The 15,761-nt window shown below is 70.1% G+C and carries 17 protein-coding genes; 9 read left to right on the top strand and 8 right to left on the bottom strand.

What is annotated here, in order from left to right; all coding sequences use genetic code 11:
• Window positions 1-71 precede the first annotated feature (71 nt).
• Both NBT67_RS12350 and NBT67_RS12345 read left to right on the top strand, forming a co-directional pair.
• Complete coding sequence (locus tag NBT67_RS12350) at window positions 72-671, top strand: hypothetical protein (RefSeq protein ID WP_251342016.1); 600 nt, start codon at window positions 72-74, stop codon at window positions 669-671.
• 56 nt (window positions 672-727) lie between these two features.
• Window positions 728-2,071: a cytochrome P450 gene (locus tag NBT67_RS12345; RefSeq protein ID WP_251342015.1), complete on the top strand. Its 1,344-nt coding sequence runs from the start codon at window positions 728-730 to the stop codon at window positions 2,069-2,071.
• On the opposite strand, the gene NBT67_RS12340 is transcribed toward NBT67_RS12345, so the two are convergent.
• Together NBT67_RS12340 and NBT67_RS12335 are read right to left on the bottom strand one after the other, a co-directional pair.
• The gene (locus tag NBT67_RS12340) at window positions 2,068-2,577 is read right to left on the bottom strand and encodes a 2'-5' RNA ligase family protein (RefSeq protein ID WP_251342014.1); all 510 of its coding nucleotides are present in this window, start codon (window positions 2,575-2,577) and stop codon (window positions 2,068-2,070) included. The two genes, NBT67_RS12345 and NBT67_RS12340, sit on opposite strands and share 4 nt — an antisense overlap.
• 1 nt (window position 2,578) lies before the next feature.
• A complete protein-coding gene (locus tag NBT67_RS12335) occupies window positions 2,579-2,767 on the bottom strand; it encodes a DUF7554 family protein (protein WP_251342013.1) in 189 nt (62 codons plus the stop codon).
• Between the two features lie 324 nt (window positions 2,768-3,091).
• Here NBT67_RS12335 and NBT67_RS12330 point away from each other — a divergent pair, with 324 nt between their 5' ends.
• Window positions 3,092-4,171, top strand: a complete 1,080-nt coding sequence (locus NBT67_RS12330; protein WP_251342012.1) for a sulfite exporter TauE/SafE family protein — start codon at window positions 3,092-3,094, stop codon at window positions 4,169-4,171.
• A 53-nt stretch (window positions 4,172-4,224) separates the two neighbouring features.
• Here the strand turns inward: NBT67_RS12330 and NBT67_RS12325 are convergent, their stop codons facing one another.
• The 3 genes from NBT67_RS12325 to NBT67_RS12315 form a co-directional block, all read right to left on the bottom strand.
• Entirely contained in the window at window positions 4,225-4,383 is a 159-nt protein-coding gene (locus NBT67_RS12325; RefSeq protein WP_251342011.1) for a hypothetical protein, read from the bottom strand.
• Between the two features lie 116 nt (window positions 4,384-4,499).
• Window positions 4,500-6,551: an excinuclease ABC subunit UvrB gene (uvrB, locus tag NBT67_RS12320; RefSeq protein ID WP_251342010.1), complete on the bottom strand. Its 2,052-nt coding sequence runs from the start codon at window positions 6,549-6,551 to the stop codon at window positions 4,500-4,502.
• Window positions 6,552-6,589: 38 nt separating this feature from the next.
• Window positions 6,590-8,446 (bottom strand): SLC13 family permease, encoded by a 1,857-nt coding sequence (locus NBT67_RS12315; protein WP_251342009.1) that lies wholly within the window; start codon window positions 8,444-8,446, stop codon window positions 6,590-6,592.
• An 83-nt stretch (window positions 8,447-8,529) separates the two neighbouring features.
• On the opposite strand from NBT67_RS12315, the gene NBT67_RS12310 reads away from it, so the two are divergent.
• Window positions 8,530-8,799: a DUF7553 family protein gene (locus NBT67_RS12310; protein ID WP_251342008.1), complete on the top strand. Its 270-nt coding sequence runs from the start codon at window positions 8,530-8,532 to the stop codon at window positions 8,797-8,799.
• A gap of 76 nt (window positions 8,800-8,875) precedes the next feature.
• Here the strand turns inward: NBT67_RS12310 and NBT67_RS12305 are convergent, their stop codons facing one another.
• Window positions 8,876-9,499 (bottom strand): transcription antitermination protein, encoded by a 624-nt coding sequence (locus NBT67_RS12305; RefSeq protein ID WP_251342007.1) that lies wholly within the window; start codon window positions 9,497-9,499, stop codon window positions 8,876-8,878.
• A 105-nt stretch (window positions 9,500-9,604) separates the two neighbouring features.
• Between NBT67_RS12305 and NBT67_RS12300 the strand changes: the two genes are divergently transcribed.
• Both NBT67_RS12300 and NBT67_RS12295 read left to right on the top strand, forming a co-directional pair.
• The gene (locus NBT67_RS12300; RefSeq protein ID WP_251342006.1) at window positions 9,605-10,486 is read left to right on the top strand and encodes an NmrA/HSCARG family protein; all 882 of its coding nucleotides are present in this window, start codon (window positions 9,605-9,607) and stop codon (window positions 10,484-10,486) included.
• Between the two features lie 79 nt (window positions 10,487-10,565).
• Window positions 10,566-11,441, top strand: a complete 876-nt coding sequence (locus tag NBT67_RS12295) for a hypothetical protein (protein ID WP_251342005.1) — start codon at window positions 10,566-10,568, stop codon at window positions 11,439-11,441.
• Between the two features lie 156 nt (window positions 11,442-11,597).
• Here the strand turns inward: NBT67_RS12295 and NBT67_RS12290 are convergent, their stop codons facing one another.
• Complete coding sequence (locus NBT67_RS12290; RefSeq protein ID WP_251342004.1) at window positions 11,598-12,464, bottom strand: sulfurtransferase; 867 nt, start codon at window positions 12,462-12,464, stop codon at window positions 11,598-11,600.
• Between the two features lie 241 nt (window positions 12,465-12,705).
• Here NBT67_RS12290 and NBT67_RS12285 point away from each other — a divergent pair, with 241 nt between their 5' ends.
• Window positions 12,706-13,494, top strand: a complete 789-nt coding sequence (locus NBT67_RS12285) for a sulfurtransferase (protein WP_251342003.1) — start codon at window positions 12,706-12,708, stop codon at window positions 13,492-13,494.
• Window positions 13,495-13,500: 6 nt separating this feature from the next.
• Here NBT67_RS12285 and NBT67_RS12280 read toward each other — a convergent pair whose 3' ends face one another.
• A complete protein-coding gene (locus tag NBT67_RS12280; RefSeq protein ID WP_251342002.1) occupies window positions 13,501-14,502 on the bottom strand; it encodes an AI-2E family transporter in 1,002 nt (333 codons plus the stop codon).
• Window positions 14,503-14,585: 83 nt separating this feature from the next.
• Here NBT67_RS12280 and NBT67_RS12275 point away from each other — a divergent pair, with 83 nt between their 5' ends.
• Together NBT67_RS12275 and NBT67_RS12270 are read left to right on the top strand one after the other, a co-directional pair.
• The gene (locus NBT67_RS12275) at window positions 14,586-15,029 is read left to right on the top strand and encodes a DUF2391 family protein (protein WP_251342001.1); all 444 of its coding nucleotides are present in this window, start codon (window positions 14,586-14,588) and stop codon (window positions 15,027-15,029) included.
• Between the two features lie 92 nt (window positions 15,030-15,121).
• Entirely contained in the window at window positions 15,122-15,706 is a 585-nt protein-coding gene (locus NBT67_RS12270; protein ID WP_251342000.1) for a DUF7090 family protein, read from the top strand.
• Window positions 15,707-15,761 lie beyond the last annotated feature (55 nt).

The raw sequence follows: 15,761 nt of genomic DNA, 5'->3' as shown, positions 1-15,761 counted from the left end.
GGGTCACTCGCGTCTTCGATACCCGAGTCGGGGCCGCAAAACATTTGCGAGCGAACCCACAGGGGTCGGATATGCGACGCGGCGTTCCCGTCCTCGCCCTCGCCCTCTCGCTGGTCCTCGCCGGCTGTGTGGGACTGGCCCCCGAGGCATCGCCGACGACCACGCCGACGCCGACATCGACGGCCACGCCGACCCCCTCGCCGGTCGGCGTCGAGTACGTCGTCCGCGCGGGCACGGTGCCCGAGAACGTCGAGTCGGTGACCGTGACCCTGCAGGTGGTCTTCGTCGAACGCTCCGAAGACATGGGGCCGTGCTGGCGTGGGACGTTCTCCGGGCCGTACGAGCCGACGATCACGCCCATCGCCCCGCCGAGCGGCGAGTGTCGGCGCTCGGAGCCGGTCACCGTGGACCTCACCGAACTCGACGACGGCCGCTCGCTCGGCCGGATCGCCGCCCCCGGTCGGTTCGACGCCGGACACGCCCTGCTCGTCACCGACGTGACGGCGACGTACCCGAACGGGACGGCGGCGACCGGCGTTCGGGGCGCGAGCGGCAAGCGCGTCAGGGTGGCGTCCGGGCGCCCCGCGGGGCGCCACGAGGTGACGCTCTCGCTCGAAGCCTACACGGACCGGCCGTACGACTACTGGCTCGTCGCGGAGTCCGGGGGGTAGGTCCGGCGCCCGTACCGGGCCGTGCGCTTATGCCGGTCCCTTCCTAACCCCCCTCGATGCGCCAGCAGTCACGGCCGCCCGGTCCCCGCGGAGAGCCAGTCTTCGGCAACAGCAGGCAGTACGCCCGCGATCCCTTCGCGTTCCTGTCGGCGTGTGAGTCGGCCTACGGCGACGTGGTCGAGGTGGAACTCGGCCCGCTGGAGACGTACATCGTCACGAACCCGGCCGACGTCGAACGGGTCCTCGTGGGCGACCACGGGAAATACCGGAAGCCGGCGTTCCAGGACGACGCGCTCGGACGCCTCCTCGGCGACGGGTTGCTCCTGAGCGAGGGGGAGCGGTGGCGGCGACAGCGCGACCTCGCCAACCCCGCGTTCGACATGTCGCGGCTGTCGAGAATCGCGGAGGCGATGACGCGGCACGCGGCCGAGGCGGTCGGGGAGTGGTCGGCGGGCCAGCGTCTCGACCTCGAATCCGAGATGGCGCGGCTGACGGTGAGGATCATCGCCGACGCCATGCTGGGGGTCGACCTCGGCGAGGCGCGGGTGCGGACGATCCAGGAGAACCTCGAACCGCTGGGGGCGCGGTTCGAACCCGACCCCGTCCGGTTCGTCACGCCGGACTGGCTACCGACCCGCGAGAACCGGGCGTACGAGGCCGCCGTCGAGCGACTGGAGGAGGTGGTCGCGGACGTCGTCGCCGAGCGCCGGGGGACGGAGGGGAGCGACGCCGACGACCCGCCGATGGACCTGCTGTCGATCCTCCTGCGGGCGCAGGAACGGGGCGAACAGACCGACGAGCAGTTGCGCGACGAGGTGGTGACGATGCTGCTCGCGGGCCACGACACGACGGCGCTGACCCTCACCTACGCGTTCTACCTGCTCTCGCGACACCCCGAGGCCGAGCGCCGCGTCCACGGGGAACTGGACGCGGTCCTCGACGGCCCGCCGACGTTCGCCGACGCCCGCGAGTTGACGTATCTGGACCGGGTCCTCCAGGAGACGATGCGGCTCTATCCCCCCGTCTACGTCACCTTCCGCGAGCCCCGGGTCGACGTGAAACTCGGGGGGTACCGGATCCCCGAGGGGTCGGCGATCATGCTCCCGCAGTGGGCCGTCCACCGCTCCCCGCGGTGGTGGGCGGAGCCCGAGCGGTTCGACCCCGACCGGTGGACCCGGGAGCGACGGGCCGACCGCCCCCGGTTCGCGCACTTCCCCTTCGGCGGCGGGCCGCGGGGCTGTATCGGCAAGCAGTTCTCGCTGCTGGAGGCGAAACTCGTCCTCGCGGTCGTGGGTCGGGAGTACCGACTGGAGTACGACCGCGACGACCCCATCGACCTCCGGGGGTCGCTGACGATGCATCCCGAAGACGGGCTGCCGATGCGGGTGCGCGAGCGCTAGGAGCGCGGGAGCGGGACGCTCCGGACCGTCTCGCGGCGGGCGCGGCTCCAGAGGTGGAGTTCCGACACCGTCCACGTGACGGGGTCGATGTCGGTTTCGCGCAGGCGCGCGACGGCGTCGGCGGGACCGTCGCGCGCGAGAGTGACGTGGGGGACGTAGGCCGGCCCCTCCAGGTCGTCGTCGACGGCGCCGAACGCCTCGACCAGCCGCGAGTGCAGGTCGCGGAGTCCGGGGCTCTCGACGGCGAGGTAGACGACCGGGCCGGGGCCGTGCGTGGGCGTCTCGAAGGCGTCGATTCCGGTGATCCGCGCCTCGAACGCCGGCGTGGGCGAGAGCGCGGTGCGGAGGCGTTCGCGCAGGCGGTGCAGGTCGGCCTCGTCGGCCTCGAAGCGCTTGCAGACCAGGGAGTGACGGTCGCGGATCCGGTCGAACCCGGACAGGTTCGGGTGGAGGTCGGCCGCGAGGCGTTCGACCGCCCCGGGGACCGGCACGTTGAGGCTGTACACGTCAGATCCGGTCGAGGAGCCAGAGGACGATGAGGACGACGACGAGCAGTCCGATCACCGGCCGGAAGACGCCGAGCAGGCTGGTGAAGAGGTCGAGTACCGAGCCGAGGATTTCGAGTGCCAGCCAGACGACGACCAGCACGAGGACCAGTTTCAGCAGGTCCTCGACGTCGAGCGAGGCGCGGTTCATGGCTACTCGTGGGAGGGGCGCGGGCAAAAGGGTGGTGGCGGCCCCGCGTGGGGCCGCGACGCACGGCGACGACGAACCTCAAGGCTTTTTACACACACCACGCTACGAGGGTTCGAGAATGAGTCGTGACGCGGCTGCTGGCGTGTTGCACACTGGCACGGTCGGTTCGCACGGGGACGGACGCCGGATGGGCGTGACCGATCCGCGGGGGAGAGTCGTGGCACCGCGTGGCGGTTCGAACGACCCCGTCTCCGGCCCTGCGTCGTCGCACGACCGACCACGAACGAGCGTCACGGCCACCCACTACTGATCCTGACTGCGCCAATGAGTGCCTCGTCATACAGCCGCGTCCAGAAGTGGTTCCTGAAGTATCAACACGTGTTCGTCTTCGCGGCGCCGGTGATTTTCGTCGCCGCCGTCTTCTTCGCGGCGCCCGCGCCGAGCGACGCCGGCACGGACTACTGGCTGGAGTTCTGGTGGCTGTTCCCCGCCTTCCTGCTGGGGGCGACCATCGTGAACACCGTCGGCATCAGCGGGTCGGCCATCTTCGTGCCCTTCCTCATCTTCATCTTCCCGCTGTTCGCCGCCCCGCTCGAGCCCGAGACCATCGTGAAGGTCGGGCTGATCAGCGAGGCCTTCGGCCTGTCGAGTTCGTCCGTCGCGTTCATCCAGTACGGCCTCGTCGACCGCCGACTGGCGCTGTCGCTCGTCGGTGGGGCGATCCCCTTCGTCGTCGGCGGAGCGCTGCTCTCTTTCATCATCCCCGAACCGGTCTTTCACGCGCTGCTCGGAATCGCCCTGCTGTCCGCGGCGTACCTCCTCTTCAGGACCAACCTCGACCACGGCGGGGACGACGACGACGCCGCGGCGGACGGCGGGACGGCCGAAACCGGGGCGGAACTGCCGAACGACAGGGGGAAACTCGGGCCGGCGGGGGTCGAGACGGCCGACGACGGGACCGTCACCCGCGTCGACCGCGACGGCGACGACTACACCTACACCCGCGGGGGCTACCTGCGGCGGGCCGCGAACTACAGCATCGGCGGCACCTTCCAGGGACTCGCGGGCTTCGGCATCGGCGAACTGGGCATCATCTCGATGCTCGGGACCAAGGTTCCGGTTCGGGTGGCCATCGGGACGAACCACATCGTCGTCGCGCTGACGGCCATCCTGGCGTCGCTCGTCCACGTCTTCGGCGGGGGGTTCGTCGGCGGGCACTCCCTGTCGCTCGCGTCGACGCCCTGGAACATGGTCGCGTTCACCGTCCCGGCGACGGTGACGGGCGGACAGATCGCTCCCTACGTCTCCAACGCGCTCAGCACCCGGACGATCAAGCGGTTCGTCGCCGGCCTGTTCGGAACCATCGCGGTGGCGCTGTTCCTGATGGCGGCGGGGCTGGGATGACGGATCGACGCGGCGGCGGCTGACGACGCGAGAAGACGCGAGTCGCTGGTCGCTTACTCCTTCGGATCGAGCGCTTCGACCTGCATCTCGATATAGCGCCGCGGCCACTCGGCGAGATACGTGGTGAGACGGCCGAAGAGACCCTGCGACGCCGGGCCCTCGGGAGTCGGTCGCCCTTCTCCACGAAGGCGGGGATCGGTTTCGTGACTCATCGGTACCACCTGATAGTTCGTGACCCCTGGATAATAAACATTGGTGAGTATGGATGATATAAGGACATAGATACTCCTTAAGGCCACGCGTGGCGCGAGGGGACGCGCCGGGCGGGTCAGAAGTCGGAGTCGATTTCGGGGGCGACGCCGTCGTCGTCGGCCGCGAACTCGAACTCGTCGCGGAGTTCGCGGATCCGGTCGCGGATGTCGGCCGCGAGTTCGAACTCCAGGTTGTCGGCCGCCTCGGCCATCCGCTCCTCGAGGGCCTCGATGCGGGCGCGGGCCTCGTCCTCGCTCTCGGGGGCGTCGCCGGTGACGCCCGAGGTGTCCGTCTCGCTGCCCGGGAGGTTCGTCTCGCCGACCGGCTTGTCGATGGTCGTCGGATCGTGGCCGTGTTCCTCGTTGAACGCCTGCTGGATGCGGCGGCGGCGACGGGTCTCCTCGATGGCCGACTCCATGGCGTCGGTCGTCTCGTCGGCGTACAGCACCACCTCGCCGTTGACGTTTCGCGCCGCCCGCCCCATCGTCTGGACGAGCGTCGTCTCCGAGCGGAGGAAGCCCTCCTGGTCGGCGTCGAGGATGGCGACCAGCGACACCTCGGGGATGTCCAGTCCCTCCCGGAGGAGGTTGATGCCGACGAGGACGTCGAACTCGCCGAGGCGAAGCCCCCGGATCAGTTCGTGACGCTCCAGCGTGTCCGTCTCGTCGTGCATGTACTCGACGGCGACGCCCGCCTCCGAGAGGTACTCCGTGAGGTCCTCGGCCATCCGCTTGGTGAGCGTCGTCACGAGGACGCGTTCCTCCCGCCCGATCCGGTCGTCGATGCGGTCCATGAGGTCCTCGACCTGTCCCGTCGCGTCGGCAACCTCGACGGCGGGGTCGACGAGGTAGGTCGGGCGGACGATCTGTTCGACGACCTGCTCGGAGTGCTCCCGTTCGTAGTCGCCGGGCGTCGCCGAGACGTACATGGTGCGACCGGTCTTCTCCTCGAACTCCTCGAAGGTGAGCGGCCGGTTGTCGTAGGCGGTGGGGAGACGGAAGCCGTTCTCGACCAACGAGTCCTTGCGGGACTTGTCGCCCTCGTACTGTCCCTTGATCTGGGGGATGGTCTGGTGGGACTCGTCGATCACCGTCAGGAAGTCGTCGGGGAAGTAATCGAGCAGGGTGTAGGGCGCCTCGCCCGACTCCCGGTCCGAGAGGTGGACGGAGTAGTTCTCGATGCCCGAACAGTAGCCGGTCTCGCGAAGCATCTCGACGTCGAAGGTGGTTCGCTCCTCGATGCGCTGGGCGGCGACCAGGTCGCCCTGCCGCTCGAAGTAGCGCACGCGATCCTCCATCAGGTCCTCGATCTCCTCGATGGCGTTTTCGAGGCGCTCCTCGGGGATCGAGTAGTGTTCCGCGGGGTGGATCAGGACGGCGGGTTCCCGGCTCTTCACCTCGCCTTCCAGCGGATCGAGCTTCGTCAGGCGGTCGATCTCGTCGCCCCAGAACTCCACGCGGACGGCGTAGCGGCCGTACATCGGGAACACCTCGACGGTGTCGCCGCGGACGCGGAAGGTGCCCTGCGTGAAGTCCACGTCGTTGCGGTCGTAGTTCAGGTCGACCAGGCGGGCGAGCAGGTCGTCGCGGTCGATCGCCTGGCCCGTTTCGAGGCGCAACGCCATGTCGACGTAGTTCGCGGGGTCGCCGAGGCCGTAGATGGCCGACACCGAGGCGACGACGATGACGTCCTCGCGGGTCAACAGCGACCGGGTGGCGGAGTGGCGCAGGCGGTCGATTTCGTCGTTGATCGAGGCGTCCTTGTCGATGAAGGTGTCCGTCTGCTCGACGTACGCCTCGGGCTGGTAGTAGTCGTAGTAGGAGACGAAGTACTCGACCGCGTTGTCCGGGAACAGGTTGCGAAACTCCTCGTACAACTGGGCGGCGAGGGTCTTGTTGTGGGCGATCACCAGCGTGGGCTGCTGGAGTTCCTCGATCACCCAGGACACTGTGTTGGTCTTGCCGGAGCCGGTCACCCCGAGGAGGGTCTGCTCGTCCATGCCGGCCTCGTAGCCGGCGACGAGTTCCTCGATGGCGTCGGGCTGGTCGCCCGCGGGGTCGAAGGGGGCGTCGACCCTGAACGGCTCGTCGACGTCGGGGCGGTCCGGCTGGAGCGGGCCGTCTGTCACGCCCGTCGGTTGGGGCCGCGACTACTTGGGTCGCTCGGCTACACGCCCCAGAAGACGGCCAGCCCGAGCGTCGTGACGACGGCCACGAGGGCCTGCAGCGGCCCGCCGACACGGAGGTAGTCGGTGAACCGGTAGCCGCCGGGGCCGTAGACCATCAGGTTCGTCTGGTAGCCGACGGGCGTGACGAACGCCGTCGACCCCGCGAACATGACGGCGAGCAGGAAGGTGAGGCGGGTCGCGCCGATGCGGGCGGCGGTGTCGACGGCGACGGGGATCATCAACACGACGCTCGCGACGGGCGTGATGAGGTTCGCGAGGGCGGCGGTGACGACGTAGACGAGCGCGAGGACGCCGAGCGCGGGGAGGAGGGCGTCGCTCGCGACCAGCACGCCCGCGAGCACAGCGTCGCCGCCGGTGCGCTGCATCGCGAGGCCGAGCGGCAGAATGCCGGCGAGCAGGAAGATCACGTTCCAGCTGACGGCGTCGTAGGCGTCGGTCGGGCGGAGACAGCCGGTGACGATCATGGCCACGACGCCCCCGAGCGCGGCGATGACGATGGGGAGCCAGTCGAGTGCGGCCACGGCGACGACGCCGAGCAGGATGGCGACGGCGACCGGCGTCCGGGGATCGAGCGGGTCGGCGGCCTCGGCTCGCTGGGGAGCGTCGAGGCTCGGCGGATCCTCGGCCTCGCGGGTGACGACCACCTCGTCCCGGTCCGCGAGGTAGGCGATGGCGCCGGCCGTCGTCTGGAGCAGGAGCGTATCGCCGGCGCGGAGTTCGACCGCGTCGAGGCCGTCACGCGTCAGCTCGTCGCCGCGACGGAGGGCGAGCACCGTCGTGTCGAACCGCTCGTCCAGCGCGGAGTCGCCGATTCGCCTGCCGACGAACCGCGACTCGGGCGGGATCACCACCTCGGCGAGCGTCCCCCGGTGGGGCGTCTCCGAGAGGTCGTCCTCGGTCACCTCGTCGCGGTGGCGGTGCCGGAGGCCGAACTCCCCGGCCACGCGGTTCGCGGTCTGCAGGGAGGTGCGGACGGTGAGCAGGTCGCCGGCCCGGAGTCGCTGGTCGCTCGTCGTCGCGAGGTACGACTCGCCGTCGCGTTCGATCTGGAGGATGTCGACGTCGTGCCCGGCGGCCGCGAGTTCCGCGTCGGCCGCCTCGGCGGTGGCGTCGATCAGGGGGGACGACTCCCGAACGACGAGGCGGACGAGGTGGTTCTCCAGGTCGAACGTCTCGGTCAGGTCCGACGCGGGGTCGATCCGGGCGGGCGTGAGCCACCGGCCGACCGTGAGCAGGTACGCGACGCCGACGAGGAAGACGACGACGCCGAGCTTCGTGAACTCGAACATCGAGAGCGGGTGGCCGAGCAGTTGCCGGGAGAGGTCGCTCGCGAGGATGTTCGTCGCCGTGCCGACGAGCGTCAGGGTGCCGCCGAGCATGGCCGCGTAGGAGAGCGGGAGGAGGAGTTTCGACGGCGAGAGGCCGTAGCGGTCGGCCAGATCCGTGATCATCGGGATGAACACCGCGACGATTGGGGTGTTGTTGACGACGCCGGCGGCGAGTCCGGTCGTCCCCACCGTCGCCCCGAGGAGGCGTCGCTCGTCGCCGCCGGTGATCCGCCCAAGCGTCGCACCGAGTCGGGAGACGAGGCCCGTGCGCTGGATCCCCTCGCTCAGCATGTACATCGCGACGACGGTGAGCGTCGCCGGGCTGGCGAACCCCGAGATGGCGTCTGCCGGCCCCACCCGCGTCCACGGTTCGAGAACCGCGAGCGAGACGAGGACGGCAAGCGCCGTGGTGTCGTTCGGGATGCGCTCGGTGACGAAGAGGAGGAGGGCGACGAACACGAGGCCGAACACCAGCAGGGTGCCGGTCGGGAGCGGTGTCGGGACCATCGCCTCCCACTCCGCGGGGAGCGAAAATATAGGTGGAGGTCGACAGGGACAGGAACTTGATCCCCGGGGGCGTAGCGCCGACCATGACGCGACCCCAACTCCAGCGAGCGAGCGACGAACTGTCGGCCGCGGCGGAACTGACCGACGGCGACGCGAAGGACCGGCTCGAATACCAGGCGGACCAACTGGCCACGCTGGCGACGCGGGAGTCGGAGACGGACCACGGGCGCCTCGCCAGACACACGAACGCCCTACGCGAACTCGCGGCGGCGACGGAGGGCGAGGCGGCGGCCCACGTCGAGGCGGCGATGGACGCGATCAGCGAGTACCGCGAGACCCTCGACGGGGTGTGAGCGGGGACGGCGGGCGTGAGAAGGGACGGGGATGTGAGAACCGTTCACGAACCCCCACGCTTCGGGTGGAGATTCCTCAACAGACGTTCTTCGGCTCGATCCCCATCGACTGAAGCGTCTCGACGTACTCCTCGTAGGCGGCCTCGACGACGGCCGTCGCGGCGCTCCGGGCGCGGTCCCAGTCGTCCCCGCCGTCGAGGGCCGAATCGAGCGTGGCGACGATCCGGTCGCGGTCGGCGGCGGCCTCGCTCCGGAGGTCACGGAAGGTGTCGGCCGTCGAGGGGTCGGCGTCGCCGACGAAGAAGCCGACCATCTGGCCGAGCGTCCGGTCGGTCACGAGGGCGTAGCCGAGCGCCCCGCCGAGGCGGGACGCGGTCCCGTCGAGACCCGCGAGCGTCCCGTGGGTCCGCCGGTCGGCGTCGGCGGGGTCGGCGTCGACCGCCTCGCGTCGGTCGGCCGCCGTCGTCGCGAGGGACTCGAAGAGCGTCGCGGCCTCCGCTTCGCCCTCGCCCTCGGCGTCGGCCGCCCACGTCTCGAACCGCTCGGCCGCGGCGTCGGCGTCGGCGGCCGCGGCGGCGCGAACCGCGTCGCCGGTCATCTCGCCGCCGGTCAGGGCGTACAGCCACTTCGAGGAGCCGAGTCGGGAGAGTTCCGTCTCCAGGTCGTCGGTCACGGTGTCGACGAGCGTCGTTTCGTCCATGGCTCGCGGTACGTGAGGCCCCGGTTTGTATGCATCGGGAGGCGAGCGCGTGCTATCACGCCTCCATACGAGGTTATGTCCTGTGAAGCCGTTTACACGTTTGCTATGTCGAAGATTCTCGTCACGGGCGCGACCGGACAGCAGGGCGGTGCCGTCGTCGACCACCTGACGTCGGGCGCGTACGGGGAGTGGGAGGTGTACGGGCTGACGCGCGACGCCGACGGGGCGGGCGCGCGAGCCCTCGCGGAGCGCGGCGTCACCGTCCTCGAGGGCGACCTGACCGACGCCGAGCGGATGGCCGAGTGCTGTGCGGGGATGGACGGCGTCTTCCTCGTCACCACCTTCTTCGAGGACGGGACGGCCGCGGAGCGACGGCAGGGGGAGACGATGGCGACGGCCGCCGCCGAGGCGGGGGTCGACCACCTCGTGTTCTCCTCCGTCGGGGGCGCCGACCGCGACACCGGGCTGGCCCACTTCGAGTCGAAATACGGGATCGAACGCCACATCGACGGCCTCGGGATCGACGCGACGATCGTTCGGCCCGTGTTCTTCATGCAGAACTTCGACCGGACCCCGACCGACGAGATCCGGGCGGGCCGGCTCCCCATGCCCCTCGCCGCGGGCGTCACGCTCCAGTTGGTCGACGCGGACGACATCGGACGGATCGCGGCCGCGGCCTTCGGGGACCCCGAGCGGTTCGTCGGCGAGGTGATCGAACTCGCGGGCGACGACCGGACGCTCGAATCGATGGCCGGCGTCTTCGCCGATCACCTCGGGACCGACGTGGAGCCGATCCACGTCGACGTCGAGGACTACCGCGCCGAGGCCGGCGACGAGATGGCCGACATGTTCGCGTGGTTCAACGCGGTCGGATACGACGCCGACATCGAGGACCTGTCCGCACGATACGGCATCGATCTCACGGACCTCCCGGCGTACCTCGACGCGAGCGACCACTGGCACCCGGCGCCCGCCGCGACGCGGTGACGGCCACCCGGATGCGGTGACCGAAACGCTCGGCTGACCCTTCTGAAGACACTTATCCCCGCGGCGAGTTGGAGGAGGTATGCCCCGCCCGTCGCGCCGTCGCATCCTCGCGGGGGTCGGCCCGTTGCTGGCCGGCCTCGCAGGGTGTGGCAGCAGTTCCTCCTCGACGCCCGATCCCTCGACCGACACGGCGACGGCCGCACCCGATCCGGCGCGCCTCCGATTCGACCCGGTCCCCGTCGCGAACGCCGACGAGGGCGACCGGATCGGCGTGTACCCGCCGAACCTGAAGGCGTGGATCCGCGAGGCCGCGGCGGGCGACGGTCCGCTCCGGGTCGACGCGCCGGCGCGGGTGTCCTCGCCCGACGCCCCGTTCGTGCTGTTTCGCCGGGCACGGGTGGCCGCCGACGAGTCCGACGTCGCCGGCTCGTACGCGGTGCGGGCGACCGGCGGGCCGCGGTATCGCTACCTCGCCGACGCGCGGGAGGCGACGCCGCCGGCGGACGCGACGGTGACGCCCGTCTCGAACCTCCCCGAGGACCGGCGACGACTCGTCCGGGCGGCCGTCTCGGATCGCGCGCGGTTCTACCCCGAGACGGAACGCGGGGCGTGGGCGCGACGGTTCTTCCTCGGGGGCTACTTCCGCGTCGACGGGACCGTCTATCGGGGCCACGAACTCCAGCGAACCGACGCCGCCTTCTTCAGCGAGACGGCCTGGTACGTGCTCGACCTGGATCCGATCGACGGGGCGTCGGCGCCGACGTTCGACGTCGGGGGCGTCGACGCCGGAGTGCGGTCGGTGATCGACGAACTGCTGGACCGGCGGAATCCCACGGAGGCGGTGACGCTCGACGCCGGCGCCCTCCCCGAGTCGGTGGTCCGGTTCGTCGGGGAGCGGGACTACCTCCTGACCCACGCGGCGCTGCTGAAATCGAGCGTCGAGCGCGGCGGGTGAGCGCGCCGGATCGAAAAGAACGGTCGTTCGGACCGGCGGCCGCGGGGTTCGGGAGGGCCGATTCGAGGTCGATTCGAGGTCGACTAGTCGTCGGCCTCGCCCGCTTCACGGCTCGCTACCGCTCGCCGTTCCGCCACGAGGCCTCGTTCCCTGCGGTCACTCGGCCTCGCCTTTCTCTACCGGGGCGCCCACGAGGTTCCCCCACTCGGTCCACGAGCCGTCGTAGTTGATGGTGTCCTCGTAGCCGAGGAGTTCGTGGAGCGCGAACCAGGCGACCGAGGAGCGCTCGCCGATCCGGCAGTACGCGACGGTCGTCCCCTCGCCGTCGATGCCCTCCTCGGCGTACAGGTCCTCGATCTCCTCGCGGGTCTTGAACGTGCCGTCGTCGTTCGTCACCGCGGCCCACGAGATGTTCCGCGCGCCGGGGATGTGGCCGCCGCGCTGGGCGGTCTCCTGCAGTCCCGGGGGCGCGAGGATCTCGCCGCGGAACTCCTCGGGGCTTCGCACGTCGACCAGCGGCAGGCCGCGCTCGATGGCGTTCTCGACGTCCTCGCGGTACGCGCGGATGCTCTCGCGGGGACCGGAGGCCTCGTAGTCGACGGCGGGGAACTCCGGCACCTCCTCCGTGAGCGGGTAGTCGTTGTCGAGCCAGTAGTCCCGGCCGCCGTCCATCAGGCGCACGTCGTCGTGGCCGTAGTACTTGAACTGCCAGTAGGTGTAGGCCGCGAACCAGTTGGAGTTGTCACCGTACAGCACGACGGTGGAGTCCTCCGAGATGCCGTGGCCACCCAGCAGCGCCTCGAAGTCGCCCTTCGAGAGGATGTCGCGGGTGGTCTGGTCCTGCAGCTGGGTCTCCCAGTTGAAGCCGATGGCACCCGGAGCGTGGGCGTCGTCGTACGCCTCGGTGTCCACGTCGACCTCCACGAGTCGATAGTCGGGGTCGTCGCTCTGGAAGTCGTCGAGGTGGTCTTCCACCCAGTCCGCCGAGACGAGAACGTCCTTCGCGTACGCTGAATCTGACATGGCGATCCCACCTACGTCACCCTCCCCTATAACCCTCACACAACGGGCAGACACGGCCATTCCTCACCTGAACCGGAAAGAATTGCCACAGCTTCCGGGGACGAACCGTTCGCCGGCCCGGATCGGCCCCGAACCGTCGGTGCGACGGCGCGACGTTCCGGCAAACATTGCCACGAAGAGCGACGGGCGCGCGAACCGCGGAAACGCCGTCACTAAATCCGACGGGCCCCCAGCCCCGGGCATGGACGAGGACATCGTGGTATCCATCGACTGGCTCGCGGCCCACCGCGACGAGGTGCGCGTGGTCGACGTGCGCGACGCCTGGGAGTTCGACGGCATCGGTCACGTGCCCGGCGCGGTCAACGTCCCCTTCGAGACGTTCCGGAGCGAGGCGGACGACGAGGGGATGCTCCCCGGGGCGGAGCGGTGGGCGGAGCTGCTGTCGGAGGCGGGAATCGCCGCCGACGACCGGCTGGTGGCCTACGACGACGAACACGGGGTCTTCGCGGCCCGGTTCCTGGTGACGGCGCTGCTGTACGGCCACCGCGACCTCCACCTGCTCGACGGCGACTTCAGCGCGTGGAGTCGGGGACACGGGACGACGACGGCCGAGGCGGACGTGACGCCGACGACCTACGAGGTCCGCGACCCCGAGTCGTCGCCGCTGGTCGACTTCGAGACGGTGCGGGACGCGCTCGACTCCGAGGCGGTGATCGTCGACACCCGCGAGGCGTGGGAGTACGAGGAGAGTCACCTCCCGGGCGCGGTGCAGCTCGACTGGCGGGAACTGGTCGACGAGGAGACCCGAGGGCTGAAACCCCGGTCCGAACTGGAATCGCTCCTCGCCGACCGGGGGATCACGCCCGACCGACGGATCGTCCTCTACTGCAACACGGCCCGGCGCATCAGCCACACGTACGTCGTCCTCCGGCATCTGGGGTACGGCGACGTCGACTTCTACGAGGGGAGCCTCACGGAGTGGAAAGAGCGGGGCGGGCCCCTGGAGGCCGGCGCGGACGACGGCCCGTGATCCCCGTCAGTCCTCGTCGACGGGGACGGCGTTGAGTTCCTCCGAGAGGAGTTCGGCAGCCTCGACGACGAGCGCGACGACCAGCGGACCCGCGATGATGCCGACGGTGCCCACCGTCAGGAGGCCGCCGACGAAGCCGACGAAGTAGAGGCTGCCGGGCAGGTCGGCCGTCTCGCGGGCCAGGCGGGGCCGGACGACCACGTCGGGGAGCCACGCCACGAGGACGCTCCCGGTGACGAAGACCAGCGCCGCGCGGGTCGGTTCGCCGACGCCCAGGTGAGCGACCGAGAGGACGACCACGAGCAGCGAGGGGCCGACGACGGGGAGGAACTGCAGGACCGCCGAGAGGACGGCGAGCGTCAGGAAGTAGGGGTAGCCGAGCAGGAAAAAGAGCACGAGGGCGACGGCGAAGGTGGCGACGGCCGTGGCCGCCTGGAGGACGTAGATGCCGAAGAGGGTGGCGCGGGTCCGGCGGCTCAGCGCCCGAACGACGTCGCGGTAGCCGGGCGGGACGACGGCGATGGTCGCGCGGTGTGCGTCTGCCGTCCGCGAGAGGAGGGCGAAAAGCACCATCACGAACACCGTCAGTTTGAGCGCGAGGACGGGCGCCGCGACGGCGAAGGAGCGAGCGAGCCGACGGCCGAAGGCGACGGCGACCGACCGCGCCTCGGAGAGGGTGACCGTCGCCGAGAACCCGTAGACGTCGACGGTGAACGTCGGCGGGAGCCCCAGGAGGAAGGTCACGACGGCGTCGAGGCGGGTGGCGACGACGACCACGAGCGGGAGCGCGAGCGCGAGGACGGCGCCGGCGGCGGTGATCGTCGCGACGAGGCTGGCCCGCCACGAGGAGAGGCCGCGATCCGTCAGTTCCTCCCGGAGCGGGATGAGCAGGTACGCGACGGTGACGGCGAAAAAGACCGTCGCGAGCACGTCCGCGAGGAGGGCAGCGGCTCCGACCGCCAGCACGGCGACGAGGATCCCGAGGACGTACCGTCGCTGGAGCGTCACGGTGGCACCTGCGACTGGCGCGGTGAAAACCGTTTCCCGGGATCGAGCGGCGCGCCTATACACCGGGAGCGCGAGGGTGGGGTATGGTCGGAGCGAGTCGGCGGTTCAAACTGACGGACACCGCCCAGCAGATCGTCGGCGGGTTCCTCCTCGCGGGACCGTTCGTCGTCACCGAGGAGGTGTGGACGCTCGCCGCGAACATGTCGTGGGTGCAGGCGCTCGCGACCGTCGGCATCGTCCTCGGGATCGGATACGGCGCGCTCTACAAGGCCGACGACCGCGACCCGGAGCGCGAAACGGAGATCGGGGGCGTCCCGCTCCGGTTCGTCTCCCTGATCGTCGTCTCGTACTGCTCGGTCGTCGCGCTCGCACTCGCGTTCGGGGCGCCGGGGACGTTCCTGGGCGATCCCCCGGGGCCGACGGTCGGGGGCGTCGCCGTCCGGACGGTCGAGGTGACGCTCAAGGCCGTCAGCGTCGGCGCGGTGTTCAGCGTCGTCGGCGCCGCGACGGCGGACTCGCTGTTCTGATCGTTCGACCGGGGCGGTCACGGCGCCCTCCCGCGTCGAGGCCCGAGCGGACGCCTCGCAGAAGTTAAGTCCGTCCAGTCGGTGGAAGTGGTATGGATTACACGCTCGCCATCGACGGCGCGCCGGAGACGATTCCCGGCGGGACGGGTGTGCTCTTGCTCCACCCGAGCATCGGCGAGACCGACCGCATCGACACCGACTTTCTGAAGACCGACACGGACAACTTCCTCGTCATCTCGACCCGAACCACCGCCCGCGAAGTGGAACAGAAACTCGAACACTACGACGTCGACGAGTCGCGCGCGGACATCCTCGATACGCTCTCGGTCGAGCGGGGCTACTCCCGCCGCCCCTCGGACCGCGTCCACTACGTCGCCTCGCCGGACGACCTGAACGGCATCGTCGACAAGACCGAGGCGTTCCTGGAGAGCCACGGCGGCAAGCGACGGGTGAGCGTCGACTCGCTCACCGAGATGGCGTACTACGCGGACGAGGAGCGGGTGTACCAGGCGACGGAACGGCTGCTCGACCTGCTGGTCGAGTACGACGCTGTCGGACTGTTCCACCTCTCGAAGGAGGTCCACGACGAGGAGACGCTGTCACGCTTTCGGGACCTGTTCGACGGGGTGCTCGACCTGGGCGTCGACGGCGACGTGACCGCGTCGTTCGAGACCTGAGCGGGTGACCGGGGTCGAAACGCCGGGCGGATCGACGGGGGAATCCCGGCCCGCC

The sequence above is a fragment of the Haloplanus sp. GDY1 genome (assembly GCF_023703775.1).
Classification (GTDB): Archaea; Halobacteriota; Halobacteria; order Halobacteriales; family Haloferacaceae; genus Haloplanus; species Haloplanus halophilus.
The sequence above is the reverse complement of the archived record's forward strand: the minus strand, read 5'-3'. Positions and strand labels throughout refer to the sequence as shown.